Source organism: Pseudomonas entomophila (assembly GCF_018417595.1).
GTDB lineage: Bacteria > Pseudomonadota > Gammaproteobacteria > Pseudomonadales > Pseudomonadaceae > Aquipseudomonas > Aquipseudomonas entomophila_C.
In genome coordinates, this window is the sequence record NZ_CP070982.1 from 4,419,986 (window position 1) to 4,437,083 (window position 17,098).

At 65.8% G+C, this 17,098-nt stretch carries 20 protein-coding genes; 7 read left to right on the plus strand and 13 right to left on the minus strand.

Annotation, left to right across the window (positions count from 1 at the left end):
• The first annotated feature begins 7 nt into the window (after positions 1-7).
• A complete protein-coding gene (locus tag JYG34_RS19145; protein WP_011535086.1) occupies positions 8-1,186 on the plus strand; it encodes a vWA domain-containing protein in 1,179 nt (392 codons plus the stop codon).
• 93 nt (positions 1,187-1,279) lie between these two features.
• Here the strand turns inward: JYG34_RS19145 and JYG34_RS19150 are convergent, their stop codons facing one another.
• Genes JYG34_RS19150 through JYG34_RS19165 form a run of 4 tightly spaced genes read right to left on the minus strand, consistent with a single transcriptional unit; the run spans position 1,280 to position 4,956 of the window.
• On the minus strand, positions 1,280-2,197 hold the full coding sequence (locus JYG34_RS19150) for a biotin-dependent carboxyltransferase family protein (protein WP_213657868.1): 918 nt from the start codon (positions 2,195-2,197) through the stop codon (positions 1,280-1,282).
• A complete protein-coding gene (pxpB, locus tag JYG34_RS19155; protein WP_213657869.1) occupies positions 2,194-2,883 on the minus strand; it encodes a 5-oxoprolinase subunit PxpB in 690 nt (229 codons plus the stop codon). Before pxpB ends, JYG34_RS19150 begins: the two co-directional genes overlap by 4 nt.
• Complete coding sequence (locus JYG34_RS19160) at positions 2,880-3,659, minus strand: 5-oxoprolinase subunit PxpA (protein ID WP_213657870.1); 780 nt, start codon at positions 3,657-3,659, stop codon at positions 2,880-2,882. Before JYG34_RS19160 ends, pxpB begins: the two co-directional genes overlap by 4 nt.
• A 10-nt stretch (positions 3,660-3,669) precedes the next feature.
• On the minus strand, positions 3,670-4,956 hold the full coding sequence (locus JYG34_RS19165; protein WP_213657871.1) for an MFS transporter: 1,287 nt from the start codon (positions 4,954-4,956) through the stop codon (positions 3,670-3,672).
• Positions 4,957-5,085: 129 nt separating this feature from the next.
• Here JYG34_RS19165 and JYG34_RS19170 point away from each other — a divergent pair, with 129 nt between their 5' ends.
• Positions 5,086-5,997 carry a LysR family transcriptional regulator gene (locus tag JYG34_RS19170; RefSeq protein WP_213657872.1) on the plus strand — a complete coding sequence of 304 codons (912 nt, stop codon included), beginning with the start codon at positions 5,086-5,088 and terminating at the stop codon, positions 5,995-5,997.
• A 77-nt stretch (positions 5,998-6,074) separates the two neighbouring features.
• On the opposite strand, the gene JYG34_RS19175 is transcribed toward JYG34_RS19170, so the two are convergent.
• Genes JYG34_RS19175 through JYG34_RS19185 form a run of 3 tightly spaced genes read right to left on the minus strand, consistent with a single transcriptional unit; the run spans position 6,075 to position 7,907 of the window.
• Positions 6,075-6,596 carry a DUF2937 family protein gene (locus JYG34_RS19175; RefSeq protein ID WP_213657873.1) on the minus strand — a complete coding sequence of 174 codons (522 nt, stop codon included), beginning with the start codon at positions 6,594-6,596 and terminating at the stop codon, positions 6,075-6,077.
• An 11-nt stretch (positions 6,597-6,607) separates the two neighbouring features.
• On the minus strand, positions 6,608-7,381 hold the full coding sequence (locus JYG34_RS19180; RefSeq protein ID WP_213657874.1) for a class II glutamine amidotransferase: 774 nt from the start codon (positions 7,379-7,381) through the stop codon (positions 6,608-6,610).
• Positions 7,382-7,397: 16 nt separating this feature from the next.
• Entirely contained in the window at positions 7,398-7,907 is a 510-nt protein-coding gene (locus JYG34_RS19185) for an MFS transporter (RefSeq protein WP_213657875.1), read from the minus strand.
• A 171-nt stretch (positions 7,908-8,078) separates the two neighbouring features.
• Here JYG34_RS19185 and JYG34_RS19190 point away from each other — a divergent pair, with 171 nt between their 5' ends.
• Both JYG34_RS19190 and JYG34_RS19195 read left to right on the plus strand, forming a co-directional pair.
• A complete protein-coding gene (locus tag JYG34_RS19190; protein WP_213657876.1) occupies positions 8,079-10,121 on the plus strand; it encodes a S9 family peptidase in 2,043 nt (680 codons plus the stop codon).
• 101 nt (positions 10,122-10,222) lie between these two features.
• Positions 10,223-10,696, plus strand: coding sequence for a cyclic nucleotide-binding domain-containing protein (locus JYG34_RS19195; protein WP_213657877.1), 474 nt, complete (start codon positions 10,223-10,225; stop codon positions 10,694-10,696).
• Here JYG34_RS19195 and JYG34_RS19200 read toward each other — a convergent pair.
• Positions 10,693-10,968, minus strand: coding sequence for a hypothetical protein (locus JYG34_RS19200; RefSeq protein ID WP_213657878.1), 276 nt, complete (start codon positions 10,966-10,968; stop codon positions 10,693-10,695). The two genes, JYG34_RS19195 and JYG34_RS19200, sit on opposite strands and share 4 nt — an antisense overlap.
• A 132-nt stretch (positions 10,969-11,100) precedes the next feature.
• On the opposite strand from JYG34_RS19200, the gene JYG34_RS19205 reads away from it, so the two are divergent.
• Entirely contained in the window at positions 11,101-11,466 is a 366-nt protein-coding gene (locus tag JYG34_RS19205) for a YajD family HNH nuclease (RefSeq protein WP_213657879.1), read from the plus strand.
• A 71-nt stretch (positions 11,467-11,537) separates the two neighbouring features.
• Positions 11,538-12,008, plus strand: a complete 471-nt coding sequence (locus JYG34_RS19210) for an RNA methyltransferase (RefSeq protein WP_213657880.1) — start codon at positions 11,538-11,540, stop codon at positions 12,006-12,008.
• A 74-nt stretch (positions 12,009-12,082) separates the two neighbouring features.
• On the opposite strand, the gene JYG34_RS19215 is transcribed toward JYG34_RS19210, so the two are convergent.
• Positions 12,083-13,291 (minus strand): hypothetical protein, encoded by a 1,209-nt coding sequence (locus tag JYG34_RS19215; RefSeq protein ID WP_213657881.1) that lies wholly within the window; start codon positions 13,289-13,291, stop codon positions 12,083-12,085.
• Positions 13,292-13,339: 48 nt separating this feature from the next.
• Positions 13,340-13,789: a YcgN family cysteine cluster protein gene (locus JYG34_RS19220; protein ID WP_011535101.1), complete on the minus strand. Its 450-nt coding sequence runs from the start codon at positions 13,787-13,789 to the stop codon at positions 13,340-13,342.
• Between the two features lie 146 nt (positions 13,790-13,935).
• On the opposite strand from JYG34_RS19220, the gene JYG34_RS19225 reads away from it, so the two are divergent.
• Positions 13,936-14,529 carry a nitroreductase family protein gene (locus JYG34_RS19225; RefSeq protein WP_213657882.1) on the plus strand — a complete coding sequence of 198 codons (594 nt, stop codon included), beginning with the start codon at positions 13,936-13,938 and terminating at the stop codon, positions 14,527-14,529.
• Between the two features lie 119 nt (positions 14,530-14,648).
• Here JYG34_RS19225 and JYG34_RS19230 read toward each other — a convergent pair whose 3' ends face one another.
• The 3 genes from JYG34_RS19230 to rnd all read right to left on the minus strand — a co-directional run bounded on the left by JYG34_RS19230 (position 14,649) and on the right by rnd (position 17,077).
• Positions 14,649-15,581 (minus strand): D-2-hydroxyacid dehydrogenase, encoded by a 933-nt coding sequence (locus JYG34_RS19230; protein WP_213657883.1) that lies wholly within the window; start codon positions 15,579-15,581, stop codon positions 14,649-14,651.
• A gap of 72 nt (positions 15,582-15,653) precedes the next feature.
• On the minus strand, positions 15,654-15,947 hold the full coding sequence (locus JYG34_RS19235) for a YcgL domain-containing protein (RefSeq protein WP_213657884.1): 294 nt from the start codon (positions 15,945-15,947) through the stop codon (positions 15,654-15,656).
• Positions 15,944-17,077 (minus strand): ribonuclease D, encoded by a 1,134-nt coding sequence (gene rnd, locus JYG34_RS19240; RefSeq protein WP_213657885.1) that lies wholly within the window; start codon positions 17,075-17,077, stop codon positions 15,944-15,946. The genes JYG34_RS19235 and rnd overlap by 4 nt, the downstream gene beginning before the upstream one ends.
• Positions 17,078-17,098: the final 21 nt, after the last annotated feature.

The window sequence follows — 17,098 nt, forward strand, 5'->3', positions numbered from 1 at the left end:
CCGGGCCATGCTGCTCAACCTGTTCAATGAAATGCGCGCGGCCAAGGTGCCGGTATCGGTGCGCGAGCTGCTCGACCTGCACCATGCCTTGCAGAAGGGCGTGGTGTTCGCCGACATGGACGCGTTCTATTACCTCGCCCGGGCCATCCTGGTGAAGGACGAGCGCCATTTCGACAAGTTCGACCGGGCATTCGCCGCCTACTTCAAGGGCCTGGAGAACCTCGACCGGCATATCGAGGCCTTGATCCCCGACGAATGGCTGCGCAAGGAATTCGAACGCTCGCTGACCGACGAGGAGCGCGCGCAGATCCAGTCCCTGGGTGGCCTGGACAAGCTGATCGAGGAGTTCAAGAAGCGCCTCGAGGAGCAGAAGGAACGGCACGCCGGTGGCAACAAATGGATTGGCACCGGTGGCACCAGCCCGTTCGGTTCAGGCGGTTTCAACCCCGAGGGCATCCGCGTCGGCGAGGCCGGCAAGCGCCAGGGCAAGGCCGTGAAGGTGTGGGACCAGCGCGAGTACAAGAACCTCGACGACCAGGTCGAGCTGGGCACCCGCAACATCAAGCTGGCGCTGCGCCGCCTGCGCAAGTTCGCCCGCGAGGGTGCCGCCGAAGAGCTCGACATCGACGGCACCATCGACCATACCGCACGCGATGCCGGGCTGCTGAACATCCAGATGCGCCCCGAGCGGCGCAACACGGTGAAACTGCTGTTGCTGTTCGACATCGGCGGTTCGATGGATGCCCACGTCAAGGTGTGCGAGGAGCTGTTCTCGGCCTGCAAGACCGAGTTCAAGCACCTGGAGTACTACTACTTCCACAACTTCATCTACGAGTCGGTGTGGAAGAACAACATGCGCCGCACCTCCGAGCGCTTCGCCACCTTCGACCTGCTGCACAAGTACGGCGACGACTACAAGGTGGTGTTCGTTGGTGACGCGGCCATGGCGCCCTACGAGATCACCCAGCCGGGTGGCAGCGTCGAGCACTGGAACGAAGAGGCCGGGTATGTGTGGATGCAGCGCTTCATGGAGAAATTCAGGAAAATCATCTGGATCAACCCGTACCCGAAGCAGGCCTGGGACTACACCGCCTCGACCCACCTGGTGCGGGACCTGATCGAGGACAGGATGTTTCCGCTGACCTTGCAGGGGCTGGAAGACGGGATGCGTTACCTGTCCAAATAGATCAGCGGTACCTTCTTCGCGGGTAAACCCGCTCCCACAGGGTACGGTGTAATCCTGGCGGGAGCGGGTTTACCCGCGAAAGGGCCGGCAGCCTCACCGCCAATGTTGCAGATAGACCTGCTGATCCCGCCACGCCTCATCTTGCACCACCGCCTTGAAGCGCACCGCCCCCCCCGGCATGCACTGTGCCAACCGTGCCAACGCCAACGGCGTCAATGCTCCCAGCCTTGGATAGCCACCAATGGTCTGCCGGTCATTGAGCAACACGATCGGCTGCCCATCGGGCGGCACCTGCACCGCGCCCAATGGAATTCCCTCGGAGATCATCGGCACGCCCTGGTACACCAACTGCGGCCCGAGCAGACGGATACCCATGCGGTCGCCCCGGCTGTCCAGCGTCCAGTCACGGTTGAACACCTCGAACAGGCTGGTGCCGCTGAAGTCGCCGATCTGCGCGCCCATGACCAAATCCAGCACGGGCTTGTCCGCATACACCGGGCGTAGTGTTTCCGGCACTTCACGCAGCACTGGCAAACCCGGCCCAAAAGCCAGCACTTGCCCCTTGTTCAGCGCCCTGCCCTGCCCATCGATGCCACCCAGTTCTTCACGTACCACGGTGGCACAACTGCCCAGCACTGCCTCGCCCTGGAAGCCGCCCGGCGCCGCCAGGTAAGCGCGCACGCCGTGCCGTGGCTGGCGCAGGCTCAGGCATTGGCCCTTGCCCAGGCGGAAACTGCGCCATGGCGCCAGCGGCTGGTCGTCGATGCGGGCGTCCAGGTCGGCACCGGCCAGCGCCAGTACGCAATCCTGCTCGGCCACGACGGTGAAACCACCCAGGGCAACCTCGACCACTGCACTGTCCAGGGCATTGTCGAGCAGCCAGTTGGCCCAACGCATCGCCACCCAATCCAATGCCCCGCCCTGGGTCACGCCCAGGTGCCGCACACCAAAACGCCCGGCATCCTGCAACAGGCACAACGCCGTGCTGGCCTCGATCCTCAACTGGCTCATGCCTGGGCCTCCAGCGGGCTGTCGTCACCGCCCAGGTTGATGAATTGCGCATGCTCGACCGCCACGAAGCGCACCCGGTCGCCGGGCTGCAACAGGCTGTTCCCCTTCCTGTCGAACAAGCGCACCGGAGTGCGCCCGATCAAATTCCAGCCGCCCGGAGACACGGCCGGGTAGGCGGCAGTCTGGCGCTCGGCAATACCGACGCTGCCCGCCGCCACGCGCTTGCGTGGCGTGCTCAGCCGCGGCGTGGCGAGGCGCTCGTCGACCAGGCCCATGAAGCCGAAACCGGGCGCGAAGCCCAGGGCGAACACGGGGTAGTCACGCCCACTGTGCAGGCGGATCACCTCGGCTTCGCTCAGGCCTTCACGGGCTGCCAATACCGGCAGTTCCGGGCCGACACTGGCGTGGTACCACACCGGAATTTCGTGTCGACGCCCAGTATCGCCGGCGTCCGGCTGCAAGCCTTCAAGCGCTTGCAGGATCAGCCCGCGCGCCTCACTCGGCGCCAGCTCGAACTGAACCATCAATGTGGTGTAGGACGGCACCAGGTCGATCAAACACTCGCCGAACGCCGCCCGCAGGCGCTGGCTGGCGGCGAGGATCCACGGCATGTTGGCTTCGTCGATGCTGTCGAACAGCCGCACCATCAAACTGTCGATGGCGACCACTTCGAGACGTGCCTTCATGGTTGCCCCAAAGCATCGAGCGCCTGGCGAATCTGGCGCACCGCAGCCACGGAGCTGTCGTTGTCACCGTGGACACACAACGTGCGGGCCTGCAGACGCACGGCACTGCCATCGTCGGCCACCAGCATTTCGCCACGGGCCAGGCGCACGGCCTGCTCGACCACCAAGGCCGGGTCGTGATGCACCGCGCCGGGCAGGCGCCGTGACACCAGGTGCCCGCTGGCGGTATAGGCCCGGTCGGCGAACGCCTCGAACCAAAGCGGCACACCGACCTCATCGCCCAAGGCCTGGGCCGCACTGTCATCGGCGGTGGCCATCAACATCAACGGCAGGCTGGTGTCGTAGGCCGCCACGGCTTCGAGCACCGCGCGCAGCTTCTGCGGGTCGGCCATCATGTCGTTGTACAGCGCGCCATGGGGCTTGACGTAGGCCACCCGCCCCCCGAGCACCTTGCAGATGCCGTCCAGCGCGCCGATCTGGTAGTGCAGCAAGTCTCGGATTTCGTCGCTGCTGCACGCCATGGAGCGGCGCCCGAAGCCGACCAGGTCCGGGTAGGCCGGATGGGCGCCGATGGTCACACCGTGCTCAAGTGCCAGGGCCACGGTGCGGCGCATGGTGCCGGGATCGCCGGCATGGTAGCCGCAGGCGATGTTGGCGCAGTCGATGTAAGGCATCACCTCGGCATCCAGGCCCATGCGCCAGCTGCCAAAGCTTTCACCCATGTCGCAATTGAGTAGCAGGCGTTTCACCTGGCGGACTCCCGTATCGATGTTCATGTGGCCTACCTTAACGCGCCTGGAGTTCTTTGCCGCGGGTTTCCGGCAGGCTCAGCGCCGCCAGGATCACCACGCCGTAGGAGACTGCGGCAAACGCGCCGATACCCAGCCCCAGCGGCACTTTCTCGCCCATCAGGCCGATCAGCAAGGGGAACAGCGCGGCGATGACCTTGCCGATGTTGTAGCAGAAGCCCTGGCCCGAACCGCGGATGCGGGTGGGGAACAGCTCGGTGAGAAACGACCCCATGCCACTGAAGATGCCCGAGGCGAAGAAGCCCAGCGGGAACCCCAGCCACAGCATCACGCCATCGCTGACCGGTACCTGCGTGTACAGCAGCACGATGACGAACGAGCCCACGGCGAACAGGATGAAGTTCTTGCGCCGCCCCAACAGGTCGCTGAGGTAGGCGCTGACCACATAGCCGATATAGGAGCCGACGATCACCATGGCCAGGTAGCCCCCGGTGCCCAGCACGCTCAGGCCACGCTCGTTCTTGAGGAAGGTCGGCAGCCACGAGGTGATGGCGTAGTAGCCACCCAGCGCACCGGTGGTCAGCAGCGAGGCGCGCACGGTGATCCAGAGCATGCCCGGGGCGAAGATCTCGTAGAAGTGAGAAGGTGCCTCGGCGGTTTCGGCGGCCTTGGCTTGGCGATACACCTCCGGGTCCTTGACCAGGCGGCGGACGAAGATCACGAAGATCGCCGGCAGCAAGCCCAGCAGGAACAGCGCGCGCCAGGCCTGTTCGGCCGGCAGCCAGGAGAACAGCAGCGCATAGAGGATCGCCGTCAGGCCCCAACCAATGGCCCAGCCCGATTGCACCATGCCCACCGCCTTGCCACGGTCCTGGGCGCGGATCACCTCGCCGATCAGCACCGCGCCGGCGGTCCACTCGCCACCGAAGCCGAAGCCCATCAGGGTACGGGCGATCAGCAGTTGTTCGTAGTTCTGGGCGAAGCCGCAGAGGAAGGTGAAGAAGGCGAACCACAGCACCGTCAGTTGCAAGGTGCGCACCCGGCCGATGCGGTCGGAGAGGATACCGGCGACCCAGCCGCCCAGGGCCGAGGCGATCAAAGTGCTGGTGTGGATCAGCCCGGCCTCGGCAGTGGTGATGCCCCAGAGCATGATCAGCGTGGGGATGACGAAGCTGAGCATCTGGGTGTCCATGCCGTCCAGGCCGTAGCCGATCTTGCAGCTCCAGAAGGTGCGTCGTTGCTGGGAGTCGATGTCGCGGTACCAGGCGAAGGGGCCGCTCGAAGAACGGGCGGGGGCCTGCTGCTGCACGCCGGTCGGGTTCATGGATGCCTCGGCTTGTTGGTATTGTTTTATGGGCGACGTCGGGCGTCGCGGCCTGCGTATCATGTTCGAAGGCCGCGCCACCTGCGTCCAACGAGAAAAACCGCCGGTCTGGAACAAGAAAAACTGATCATGAACCTACGTTTCCTCGAAACCTTCGTCTGGGTCGCCCGGCTCAAGAGCTTTCGCCTCACCGCCGAGAAGCTGTTCACCACCCAGGCCTCGGTGTCCAGCCGCATCGCCGCCCTGGAGGCCGACCTGGGCGTGAAACTGCTGCTGCGCGACTCGCGTGGAGTCAGCCTGACGCCCGAGGGCGGCAAGGTGCTGGAATACGCCGAGCGCATGCTGGAGACGGCCAAGGCGATGAAGCAGTCGCTGGACAGCGACCGGGCCAAGACCGGACGCATCCGCCTGGGGGTGATGGACACGGTGATCCATACCTGGATGAGCGCCCTGGTGGCAGAGCTGACCGAGCGCTACCCGCAAGTGGAGATCGAACTGGTGGCCGACACCGCGCTGAACCTGCGCGAGCAGCTGCAGAAGGGCTTTCTCGACGTGATCCTGCAGACCGACCTGCTGCGCGAGCAGTCCATCCGCAGCCTGGACCTGGCGCGCTACCCGATGGGCTGGATCATCGCCGCCGGCTCGCCGCACCATCGTACTTACGCCTCACTGGCAGAGTTGGCCCGCGAGCGGATCGTAACGTTCTCGAAGAACTCGCGGCCGCATCAGGAGGTGCTCAGCCTGCTGCAAGGCGCCGGGGCCGAGGCGCCGCGGTTGAACTGCGTGAACTCGGTGGCGGCCATCACCCGGCTGCTGCGTGACGGCTTTGGTATCGGCGCCCTGCCGCCGGCACTGGTGGATGGCGAGTTGAGCCGGGGCGAGCTGGTGTTGCTGGAAGGCTTGCAACCGCCACCGAGCCTGGAGCTGGTGGTGGCCTGGCAGACCGGGGTGGCATTGGTGGACGAAGTGGTGAGCGTGTGCCGCCAGGTGCTGGAGCGCTATGCGAGGGATGTGGGCGGGCAGCGAATCGTGCTGGTCTGAAAGACCCATTCGTCGGCAAAGCCGGCTCCTACAGGTTGAGCGCGGCTCTTGCTGGCGAATGGACCGCAAGGCGGCCTCTAGCGCCAGCTCTCTTTCACCACCTTGCGCCGCCCGCCGAGAATCACCCAGCCCACCAGCAACAACAGACTCTCGACCACGAACGCCAGCACGAACCCGGCGCCGATCCCCCAGCCAATCGCCTCTGGCACCAGCAGGATCTGATAGCCATAGCCCTTGAGCGTCTCCTCGCGCAGCGCAGGTTCCGGTTGCACCAGCACATGCCAGGTGCGGCTCACCCACGAGCCCTGCAACGCCTGCCACTCGTGTTCGAGCAGTTGATTGCGGATCAACAGGCTCTCGATGCTGTTGGCATCGCTGTTGAACACCGGATCGTCACTGCTGCGGTAGTGCCGCACCAACGCCTGTAGATCGCCATTGAAAAACCGTTGGGCGGTCTGACGGAAACCGTCGAGCGCCTGGCGCGATTCGAACAGGTGTGCCTCGACGCGCTGGCTGTAGTCCTTGACCAGCCCCGGGACCTGGATCCCGGCCAGCAGCCCGAAAGTGAACAACAGCAAGCGCAAGTAGCTTCTGAACATGCGGGACGTCCTTAGCTCTGCCCGTGGGCGACGCACTCGCCGTGGCGCCACAGGGCCCATTGGCCCGGCTCATAGCGGTGCCAGGTCTCGTTTTCAGTCAGGGCCTCGGTGGCGATCACCGTGACCACATCATTGGGGGTGGTCTCGGTGTGGAAATCGACGATCAGGTCGACATCCTTCAACCGGGCGGCACCGAACGGCGCGCGGCGGGTGATGTGCACCAGCTTGGTGGAGCAGAAGCAGAACAGCCAGTCGCCGTCGCTGAGCAGGCAGTTGAACACGCCCTTGCCGCGGTACTCGGCGCACGCCTCGACCAGCACCGGCAGCAACTGTTCGATCTCGACCGGTTCGGGGAAGGTGGCGCGCACACGGTTGAGCAAGTCGCAGAACGCCGCTTCGCTGTCGGTGTCGCCGACTGGCCAGTAGAACGTGCGCTGGCCACTGAACTCTCCCAACTGGCCGTTGTGCGCGAAGCACCAGTTGCGCCCCCACAGTTCGCGCACGAACGGGTGGGTGTTGGACAGGCAGACCTTGCCGACGTTGGCCTGGCGAATATGGCCGATGACCACTTCGCTCTTGATCGGGTAGCGTTGCACCAGGTTCGCCACCTCCGACTCGCTGCTCGCAGCCGGGTCCTGGAACAGGCGCAGACCGCGCCCTTCGTAGAAGCCGATGCCCCAGCCATCGCGGTGCGGGCCGGTACGCCCGCCGCGCTGCATCAGGCCGGTGAAGCTGAAGACGATGTCGGTGGGGACGTTGGCGCTCATGCCCAGCAGTTCGCACATGTTCGCGGCTCCTGGCTTACAGACGGGGTTCGACGCGGCCCTGGCCTGGGCCGGAGCGACGCACGGGCGCGGGGGCCGGGTCGTCGCGGTAACGGTCACGGCGGTCAGCGGCCACCGGGGCCTCGACGCTCACCTCATCATCTTCCTTTGCTTGACGCTGGGCAGCGGCCTCCTTCGCGGCGCGGCGCTCGCGTGCGCGTTTTTCCAGCGGCCAGCGGATCAGCACGAAAACGATGTACAGGGCGAAGGCGATCATGCCGTACATGGCCAGGTCGGCGGCGGCGCGCAACTCGTTGTTGCCCACCTTGAACGCCACATCCAGCGCGCCGATGGCGATGGCCGGGGCGAAGCTGTCCTTGACCGGGTCGACGATGGTGGGGGTGAACAGCAGGACGGCGACCAGCACCCGCAGCGGCTCGCGCAGCCAGCGCCACATCCAGTTGGTGAGCTTGAAGGCCACCAGCAGGCAGCCCAGGGCGGCAACGGCGTACAGGCCCCAGGCCAGCGTATAGTCGTGTTCGGTCATGGTGTTGGTGCATGCCAGGCAAAGAGACGCCTATGATAAACACTTTTACCGGCGCAGTGAGCCTGTCAGGGCCCTTTCGCGGGTAAACCCGCTCCCACAGGGATATCGCATGCACCTGTAGGAGCGGATTTATCCGCGAAGAGGCCAGCAGCCCCAACCAAGAGATCCCCAATGCCCAACGCCCCCCGCCCCCCCATTGCCCGCCCGGCCGAAGGCGACGACCCCTACGCCTGGCTGCAAGACCGCGACGCCCCCGAAGTGCTGGCCTACCTGAACGCAGAAAACGCCTACCAGCAAGCCTGCCTGGCCGACCAGGCGACGCTGCGCGAACAGCTGTTCGAAGAGATCAAGGGCCGCATCCAGGAAACCGACCTGTCGCTGCCTTCCCCTTGGGGCCCTTACCTCTACTACACCCGCACCACCGCCGGCGACGAATACCCGCGCCACTATCGCTGCCCACGCCCAACTGACGACAGCAACACGGTCGACGAAAGCCGCGAAGAGCTGCTGCTCGACCCCAACGCCCTGGCCAACGGTGGTTTCCTCGCCCTCGGCGCATTCAATGTCAGCCCCGACCACCGCCTGCTGGCCTACAGCCTCGACACCAGTGGCGACGAGGTCTACACCCTGTACGTCAAGGACCTGGCCAGCGGCGCGCTGACCACCCTGCCCTTCGACGACTGCGACGGCAGCATGACCTGGGCCAACGACAGCCAGACGCTGTTCTTCACCGAGCTGGACGACACCCATCGCCCCTGGCGCCTGCGCCGCCACACCCTGGGCGAGGCCGGCGCGACCACGGTGTTCGAGGAGCCCGACGGGCGTTTCTTCCTGCACTGCTACCGCGCCAGCTCCGAACGCCAGCTGGTGCTGCTGCTCAACAGCAAGACCACCAGCGAGGCCTGGGTGCTCGATGCCGCCACGCCGCTGGCCGCGTTCACCTGCCTGGCGCCACGGGTCGAAGGCCATGAGTACTACCCCGACCACGGCCAGCTCGACGGCCAGTGGCGCTGGTTCATCCGCAGCAACCAGGACGGTATCAACTTCGCCCTGTTCCAGGCGCCGACAGACGGCGTGCCGACCCGCGAGCAGTGGCAGGTACTGGTGGCGCACCGCGACGACATCATGCTCGAAGGCGTCAGCCTGAACGCTGCGGCGCTGTCCCTGAGCCTGCGCGACGGTGGCCTGCCGATCATCGAGGTGCACCCGCAAGGGTTGCCGGCCTACCGTGTCGAGCTGCCGGACGCCGCCTACAGCCTCTATGTGCAGGACAGCCTGGAATTTGCCAGCACGCGCATCCGCCTGCGCTACGAAGCGCTCAACCGTCCGGCCCAGGTGCGCCAGCTGGAACTGGCCACAGGCGCCCAGCAGGTGCTCAAGCAGACCCCGGTGCTGGGCCCGTTCGACGCTGACGACTATGTCAGCCAGCGCCTCTGGGCGGTGGCCAAGGACGGTACGCGGGTGCCGATCAGCCTGGTGCGCCGTCGCGTCGACCTGGACAAGACCGTGCCGCTGTACCTGTACGGCTACGGCGCCTATGGCGAAAGCCTCGACCCATGGTTCTCCCACGCCCGCTTGAGCCTGCTGGAGCGCGGCGTGGCCTTCGCCATCGCCCATGTGCGCGGCGGCGGCGAGCTGGGCGAGGCCTGGTACCGCGCCGGCAAGCAGGAGCACAAGCACAACAGTTTCGGCGATTTCATCGCCTGCGCCGAACACCTGATTGCCGAGGGCATCACCGCCCGCGAACAGCTGGCCATCAGCGGCGGCAGCGCCGGCGGCCTGCTGATGGGCGCGGTACTCAACCTGCGCCCGGAGCTGTTCCGCTGCGCCATCGCCGAAGTGCCGTTCGTCGACGTGCTCAACACCATGCTCGACCCGGACCTTCCACTGACCGTCACCGAGTACGACGAATGGGGCAACCCGGGGGAGCCGGAGGTGTACGCGCGGATCAAGGCCTACGCCCCCTATGAGAACGTCCGCGCCCAGGCCTACCCGGCCATGCTGGTGGTCGCCGGCTACAACGACAGCCGCGTGCAGTACTGGGAGGCGGCCAAGTGGGTGGCGCGCCTGCGCACGCTCAAGACCGACCACAACCTGCTGCTGCTCAAGACCGAGATGGGCGCCGGCCATGGTGGCATGAGCGGGCGCTACCAGGGGCTGCGCGATGTGGCGCTGGAGTATGCGTTCGTCTTCAATGAACTGGGCGTGGTGTAAAACGCGTTTTTCGTTGCCATAGGGATCGGTGACCCAACCCGAAAGCACCACACTCCCCCTGTGGGAAAGGTGCTTTCTCGACATGCGAAGAAGAACAACACATGCCCGACGCCCAGCACCTGAACGCCGAGATCCGCGACATGCTCATGGACTGCGGCCTGTTCGACACCCTGCAGCCCGGCGACTTTCTTGCCGCCGCCGGCTACTTCAGCCTCACCGCCATCGATGCAGGCCAGGCCATCTTCAGCGAAGGCGATGCCGGCACCTTCATGTGCATCCTGCACCGTGGCGTGGTTTCGGTGCGCAAGCGCGACGCCAACGGCGTTCAGGTGGAAATCGCCACCCTGCGCAAGGGCCGGGCCTTCGGTGAGATGGCCGTGCTCGACGGCGAGCGGCGCTCGGCCACCTGCGTGGCGGCCAGCGACTGCCAGTTGCTGACCCTGGGCCGCGACTCGCTGGACAAGATGATCAATGACGCCCCACGCATCGCCGCACGCATCATTCGCGCCCTGGCCGTGGCCTTGTCCAGGCGCCTGCGCATGCAGGACGGCCAGCGCCTGGCGCAACAGATCTAGTCGTCGACCGGTCCCTTCGGTGTTGTTTGTTGCAACCCAGGCAAGGGTTGGTCCTTGGGCGGCCCTGGCTGCGGCATGGGCGGCAGCAGTGGCGCTCCCGGCTGGTTGTCACCTGCCTTGGGCGGCGTGCTGGGCGTGATCTGCGGGTAGGGGGTCGGCGTCGGCGTGCCGGGCGCGCCCGGCACCGGCGTCAAGGGCCGCTGCTGCAAGCCGGCGGCGTCGGCCGTGGGTACTGTGCCGAGCAACAATGCGGCAAGGATCACATGCAACATCTGCAGCCTCCCGTCTGAACCTTCCTACAGACTAAGCCCAATGCCATGTAATTGCCTGTCCGGCCGCCCCACAGGCGCGCTAGACTCGATGGCATAACCGTCATTCGCCTGAATCAGAAGAAAGGTAACACCATGAGCGCCACCTCCGACGCCACCGCCCGCCTCGACCGCATCCTCGCCGACGCCAAGCGCGACAAGGAAATGGGCTACCGCGACAAGGCCCTGAAAATGTACCCCCACGTCTGCGGCCGCTGCGCCCGCGAGTTCTCCGGCAAGCGCCTGTCCGAGCTGACCGTGCACCACCGCGACCACAACCACGACAACAACCCCCAGGACGGTTCGAACTGGGAGCTGCTGTGCCTGTACTGCCACGACAACGAGCACTCGCGCTACACCGACCAGCAGTACTTCGGCGAAGGCTCGCTGAGCTCACCCAAGACCTCCGTGGCCACCCATAACCCGTTTGCCGGGCTGGGCGCGCTGATGAAGAAGGACTGACTGTCGATTCCCGCACCCGCCGCCTCGGCAAGCCCGTATAATCGCGCTCTTTTTTGCGAAGGGCCCCACAGGTGGCGAACAAACGGTACAGCTGCATTGGGTTGTTCAACCCCAAATCGGCGGAGAACGTCGGCTCGGTGATGCGCGCCGCGGGCTGCTACGGCGTCAACTCGGTGTTCTACACCGGCAAGCGCTACGAGCGCGCCCGCGACTTCGTCACCGACACCAAGCGGGTGCACTACGACATCCCGCTGATCGGCATCGACGACCTGCAGCGCATCATTCCCCTGGGTTGCACACCGGTGGCCGTGGAACTGGTGGAAGGTGCCCGGCCGCTGCCGGAGTACACCCACCCCGACCGCGCCATCTACATCTTCGGCCCCGAAGACGGCTCGCTCGATGCCGACGTGCGCGCCTGGTGCGAAGAGACCATCTACATCCCCACCGTGGGTTGCATGAACCTGGCGGCGACGGTCAACGTGGTGCTCTATGACCGCATGGCCAAGGGCCTGAATACCCGCTCGGGGCCCAAGTTCAAGTAATCGGCAGGGATGGCACCGGCTGCGCCGGTGTTCGCCGGCAAGCCGGCCCCGGCAGGGTTGCGTGAAGCGCTGAGTCAGTGCAGCAGCTTGCTCTGCAACACCTCGGACTGGCGCCCCAGCACGTTCTCGGCGATCTGCACGAACTCCTCGGTGCTGACACTGGACAGGCGCATCAGCGCCCGGGCGACGTCGTCCAAAGAGCGTTTGTCCTGGTTGTGAAGACGAATTTCGCGGTCCAGCGCCTGGAGCAGCATCACGCCCCGGGCGACCTGCGCGGCGTCGGCCTTGACACCCTTGAGCTGGGTAACTTTCGCACCCTGCTTATGCCGTAGAGCCTGCAGCGCTTCGTAGCGGTCATCGCTGATGCCACCGGCCCTGCGCAGCAACTCGGTGGCGTAATAGTCGGTGAGGCTTTCACCCAGCCAGTCGCTGCCCTCGCGGTCGTTGATCTGGGCGAACAGCTGCACCAGCTCGCGCAACACCGGGCTGGTGCCATTCTCGTTGATCAATGGGCGGCCGCTGTGCAGGTACAGCGAGTTGTTGCCCCCCAGCGCACCACGCCACATCTCGTCACGGGCGCCGACCAGCAGCAGCTTGGGGGGATTGCGTGGGAACACCGCTTGCAGTTGCGGCCAGACGAAGGTGAGCAAGGTCAGCGTATCCATGCGCCGCATGCCCTGCCCTTGCGGCGCGGCGACGGTCACTTCGGTTTCGCCCAGGCGTGCGCGGCGGCTGCCGAGGTTGCCGGCGAGCATCCAGCCGGTGGGGCGGTCGAACAGGCGCGAGACGTCGTCGATGCGAAACTTCTGCCGACCGATCCGCGGCCAGGCCGTCTCGACACTCTTCCAGCCCGGCGGCAGGTCGAACGCCAGGCGCGCCACCAGCTCGGTACCGTCGTGCTGGTCGAGCCGCGCCGGAGGCACCAGCTGGTCACCACGGAACAGCGCCCAGTGCGGCGTGATGCGCGTTTCATGGGCCGCACCACGCGGCTGCTGGTCGAGCAGCACCCGGTAGCTCAGGCTGGTCTTCCCCGCTGCCGGGCGCCAGATGCCACGACCGCCCTGCACCTGCCACTGGCCGTCGGCCAGGAAATCACTGTAGGCACTGCCGTTACCCAGGTCGAAATCCAGGCTGCGCACCACCGCGCCATCGGCCAGGGTCAGGCGCACCTCGGCCTGGCCACTCTGCGGCAGCAGGCGAACCTGGTAATCGAGGTCGACTTTCTTCGCCCAGGCCTGGGCGCTGGCCAACAGGCCAAGGGCCAACAACAGCGGGTGACGCATACAGAAACTCCTTGTTCCCCAGAGGCGAATAGCGACAAGCCAGGCGGCTCAACCGGCGCGGAAAATCAGGTGGTCTTCCCAGTCGTCTTCATCCACGTCGTTCTCGCTGAGCATGCGCCCAGAGCGGGAGATCCGCTGTTCATGGACCTGCGTGCGATCGCCGCTGACCAGGTGGTGCCAGGCCGGCAGGTCCTGCCCTTCGCTGACCAGGCGGTAACCGCAGGTCGGCGGCAGCCACTTGAACTGGTCGGCCTTGCCCGGAGTGAGCTGGATGCAGTCGGGCACGTGCTTGAAGCGGTTGGGATAGTCACTGCACTGGCAGGTCTGCAGGTCCAGCAGCTTGCAGGCGATGCTGGTGTAGTAGACGCTGTTGTCCTCTTCGTCCTCGAGCTTCTGCAGGCAGCACAGGCCGCAGCCATCACAGAGCGACTCCCATTCCTTGCTGTCGAGCTGGTCGAGGGTCTTGCGCCGCCAGAAGGGCGCGGTGTCAGCGTTCATCACACGTGTTCCTGCAGTCAACTTGAATCCGCGGCGCGCGGCGGCGCCAGTCTAGAGGCTGTCCGGCGGCAACGCCAGACCGCTTGTCAGTGCTCGCCGGACGCAGTAGCGTGCGGAGTTTCCCCCCGTCTCTCGCAGGAGCCCCCATGAGCGCCAACCCTCGCATCGCCGACTACGCCATCAACGAGCAGTTCATCAACCGCTGGTCGCCACGCGCCTTCACCGGCGAGCCGATCAGCCAGGAGACCCTGCTGAGCTTCCTCGAGGCCGCGCGCTGGGCGCCTTCGGCCTACAACTCGCAGCCCTGGCGCTTCCTCTACGCCCGCCGCGACACGCCGAACTGGGCGCGCCACCTGAGCATCCTCAACGAGTTCAACCGCAGCTGGGCGCAGCATGCCTCGGCGCTGGTGCTGATCATCTCCAAGACCACCTTCGCCGCCCCTGGCTCCGATGAGGAAAAGCCCGCCCTGTGGCACACCTTCGATACCGGCTCCGCCTGGGGCCACCTGGCGCTGCAGGCCAGCATCAGCGGCTGGCACACCCACGGCATGGCCGGTTTCGACCAGGAGCTGGCGCGCCGTGAGCTGAAGATCCCCGAGGGGTACGTGCTGCACGCGATGGTGGCGATCGGCAAGCTGGGCGATAAAGCGACCCTGGCCGAAGGGCTGCAAGCCCGTGAAGTCCCGAGCCCGCGCCGGCCACTGAGCGAGCTGGCGGCGGAAGGCGAGTTCAGCCTGTAATTCTCTATCGCCTGGGCCGGCCTTTCGCGGGTAAACCCGTCCCCACAGGGGCAGCACTGCTCTGAAGGTCAGTGATGAACCTGTGGGAGCGGGTTTACCGGCGAAGAGGCCGGTTCGGGTCAATAGCCTCGCTGGAAGTCCACCTCGCCACGCAACCCCTGCCCTGCCTGGTACGCCCGCATATTCTCGACGAACAAGCGCGCCATCGCCGCCGGCGAGGTCGGCGCCGAGCTGTGCCCGGTCAGCAGCAACCCCCAGGCGGTCCAGAACGGGTGGCGCTGGGGCAACGGCTCCTGGCGGCACACGTCGATCACCGCGCCGGCCAGGTGGCCTTGCTTGAGCGCCTCCACCAGGTCGGCATCGACCACCGCCACGCCACGCCCGGCGTTGATGAACAGTGCGCTGGGCTGGAAGCACTTGAACAGCGTCGCGTCGTACAAGTCATGGGTGGACGGCGTATCAGGCAGCAGGTTGAGCACGTAGTCGGCCTGGCCGACCATGCGTGGCAACTGTTCCAGCCCCACCACCTCGACGAACGGCGCCTGTTCGCGGGCGCTGCTGGCCACGCCATACAGCGTCACGCCAAATGGCACGAGGAATTCGGCGACGCGCTGGCCAATGTCTCCGGTACCCACGATCAGCACCCGGCGCCCTTCCAGGGTGCGACCCGGCCGGTCATCCCAGCGGCGCTCCACCTGGCTGACCAGGCGCGACAGCACCTCGCGCTCGTGCACCAGCATGTAGGTGAGCATGTACTCGGCCATCACCTGGCCGAAGATACCCACCGCCCGGGTCAGCCGATAATCACGCGGTAGTCCCTTGGCGAGCAGTGGGGTGATACCGGCCCAGGTCGACTGCAGCCACTGCGGCTTGTGGCCCTGGCGCAACAGGCTCGCCAGCAGGTCCGGCTGGCCCAGCCACACCGGGCAATCGCAGGCCAGGCGCGCCAATTCGGCGGAATCGCCACTGGTCAGGACCTCCAGGTCCGGTGCCGCCTCGCCCAGCAGGCGAGCGTAGTTGGCATGATCCTGTTCAGCGATCAGAACGCGCATGTGAAACACAACCTTGGCAGACAACGAAATGTGGCCCGGCAAGCGGGCCACGACAAGGAAAGGCGCCCCGGTTCAGGCCGGGTCGTTGCGGCGCAGCAACTCTTCGGGCAGGTGCTCGATGTAGTCGTCGTCCGGCGGTGGCATTTGCAGGTGGTAGCCCTGGCTGTCGAGGTTTTCCAGCACTTTCGCGATGTCTTCGCGGGCCAGCTTGCGCTCGGGGCTGAGCACAAGATCGAAAGCGTGCATGGGCGTGCCGAAGAAGGGCAGCAGGCCCTCCGGCACGCGCTCCAGGCCGTCGGCCTTGAGCACGTAGAGGTACATTTCGTTCTTGCGCGGGCTCTTGTAGATCGAACAGATTCGTTTCATTGCTTGTCTCCGGCGCCCGCCAGGTCGTCCAGCAGGGCCTGCCCCATGCGCTCGCGGCGCCAGCCGCGCAGCGACTCGGGCAATTGATAGGGGCCATTGGGGAAGCCGCTCTTGAGCAGCGCTTCGAGGGTCTTCTTGCGCAGCATCAGCTCTGGGACGATCAGCAGGCGCTCACCTTCGGCCTGGCCGATAGCGCGCAGGCGCTTGAGGATACCCGAGGCCTCGATGGGCAGTGGCTCGGGCAGCGGCGCTGGCCACTGGTCCTGCGGCAGGGCGGCAGCACGCTTGATCAGCTGGATAAGGTACTCGCCGTCCTGGCGGATCGTGCGCGGGTGCATCTCCTCGATTCTCCCCAGCGCCGACAAGCTGTCGGGCTGGCTCTTGGCCATGGGCCACAGCGAGTGTTCCTTGAGAATGCGGTTGCGCGGCACATCGCGGCTGCGCGCCTCACGCTCGCGCCAGGCGCACAGCTCGCGCAGCACGGCCAGCTGCTGGCGGCCGAGCTTCCAGGCCAGCTTGACGTCGCGGTACAGCGTCTCGGGCTCGACCTCGCGGCGCAGCGCGGCGACCAGCTCGGCACCGTCGTCCAGCACCCAGGCGTACTTGTCGTCCGACAGTTTCGGACGCAGGGCGCTGAACAACTCGGCCAGGTGCACGGCATCTTCCGCGGCATAGCTGACCTGGGTTTCGGACAACGGGCGCTGCAACCAGTCAGAGCGGGTTTCGCCCTTGGGCAGTTCGAGGTTCAACACCTCTTGCACCAGGCGCGAATAACCCATCGAGAAACCGATGTTCAGGTAGCCGGCGGCCAACTGCGTGTCGAACAGCGGCTGGGGCAGCTTGCCGGTCAGGCGCAACAGCACTTCGAGGTCTTCGCTGCAGGCGTGCAGCACCTTGACCACGCTGCTGTCGTCGAGCAGCTCGGCAAGCGGCTGCCAGTCACTGATCAGCAACGGGTCGATGAGGAAAGCCTGATTACCGTCGCCGATCTGTACCAGGCCGGCTTTCGGGTAGAAGGTGTCGACCCGCATGAATTCGGTGTCGAGCGCGACGAAAGGCAGCTTGCGCCAGCGTTGGCAATGCTCGGCCAGGGTCTGGTCGTCACGGATCCAGTGAATTTCGATGGCCACGAGGCTCTCCCACTTACATTG

What these genes read in the sequence shown, in the direction of transcription:
- JYG34_RS19145 (WP_011535086.1), top strand. Translation starts at nt 8, where the DNA reads ATGCTGCTCAACCTGTTCAATGAAATGCGCGCGGCCAAGGTGCCGGTA.
- JYG34_RS19150 (WP_213657868.1), bottom strand. Translation starts at nt 2,197, where the DNA reads ATGAGCCAGTTGAGGATCGAGGCCAGCACGGCGTTGTGCCTGTTGCAG.
- pxpB (WP_213657869.1), bottom strand. Translation starts at nt 2,883, where the DNA reads ATGAAGGCACGTCTCGAAGTGGTCGCCATCGACAGTTTGATGGTGCGG.
- JYG34_RS19160 (WP_213657870.1), bottom strand. Translation starts at nt 3,659, where the DNA reads ATGAACATCGATACGGGAGTCCGCCAGGTGAAACGCCTGCTACTCAAT.
- JYG34_RS19165 (WP_213657871.1), bottom strand. Translation starts at nt 4,956, where the DNA reads ATGAACCCGACCGGCGTGCAGCAGCAGGCCCCCGCCCGTTCTTCGAGC.
- JYG34_RS19170 (WP_213657872.1), top strand. Translation starts at nt 5,086, where the DNA reads ATGAACCTACGTTTCCTCGAAACCTTCGTCTGGGTCGCCCGGCTCAAG.
- JYG34_RS19175 (WP_213657873.1), bottom strand. Translation starts at nt 6,596, where the DNA reads ATGTTCAGAAGCTACTTGCGCTTGCTGTTGTTCACTTTCGGGCTGCTG.
- JYG34_RS19180 (WP_213657874.1), bottom strand. Translation starts at nt 7,381, where the DNA reads ATGTGCGAACTGCTGGGCATGAGCGCCAACGTCCCCACCGACATCGTC.
- JYG34_RS19185 (WP_213657875.1), bottom strand. Translation starts at nt 7,907, where the DNA reads ATGACCGAACACGACTATACGCTGGCCTGGGGCCTGTACGCCGTTGCC.
- JYG34_RS19190 (WP_213657876.1), top strand. Translation starts at nt 8,079, where the DNA reads ATGCCCAACGCCCCCCGCCCCCCCATTGCCCGCCCGGCCGAAGGCGAC.
- JYG34_RS19195 (WP_213657877.1), top strand. Translation starts at nt 10,223, where the DNA reads ATGCCCGACGCCCAGCACCTGAACGCCGAGATCCGCGACATGCTCATG.
- JYG34_RS19200 (WP_213657878.1), bottom strand. Translation starts at nt 10,968, where the DNA reads ATGTTGCATGTGATCCTTGCCGCATTGTTGCTCGGCACAGTACCCACG.
- JYG34_RS19205 (WP_213657879.1), top strand. Translation starts at nt 11,101, where the DNA reads ATGAGCGCCACCTCCGACGCCACCGCCCGCCTCGACCGCATCCTCGCC.
- JYG34_RS19215 (WP_213657881.1), bottom strand. Translation starts at nt 13,291, where the DNA reads ATGCGTCACCCGCTGTTGTTGGCCCTTGGCCTGTTGGCCAGCGCCCAG.
- JYG34_RS19220 (WP_011535101.1), bottom strand. Translation starts at nt 13,789, where the DNA reads ATGAACGCTGACACCGCGCCCTTCTGGCGGCGCAAGACCCTCGACCAG.
- JYG34_RS19225 (WP_213657882.1), top strand. Translation starts at nt 13,936, where the DNA reads ATGAGCGCCAACCCTCGCATCGCCGACTACGCCATCAACGAGCAGTTC.
- JYG34_RS19230 (WP_213657883.1), bottom strand. Translation starts at nt 15,581, where the DNA reads ATGCGCGTTCTGATCGCTGAACAGGATCATGCCAACTACGCTCGCCTG.
- JYG34_RS19235 (WP_213657884.1), bottom strand. Translation starts at nt 15,947, where the DNA reads ATGAAACGAATCTGTTCGATCTACAAGAGCCCGCGCAAGAACGAAATG.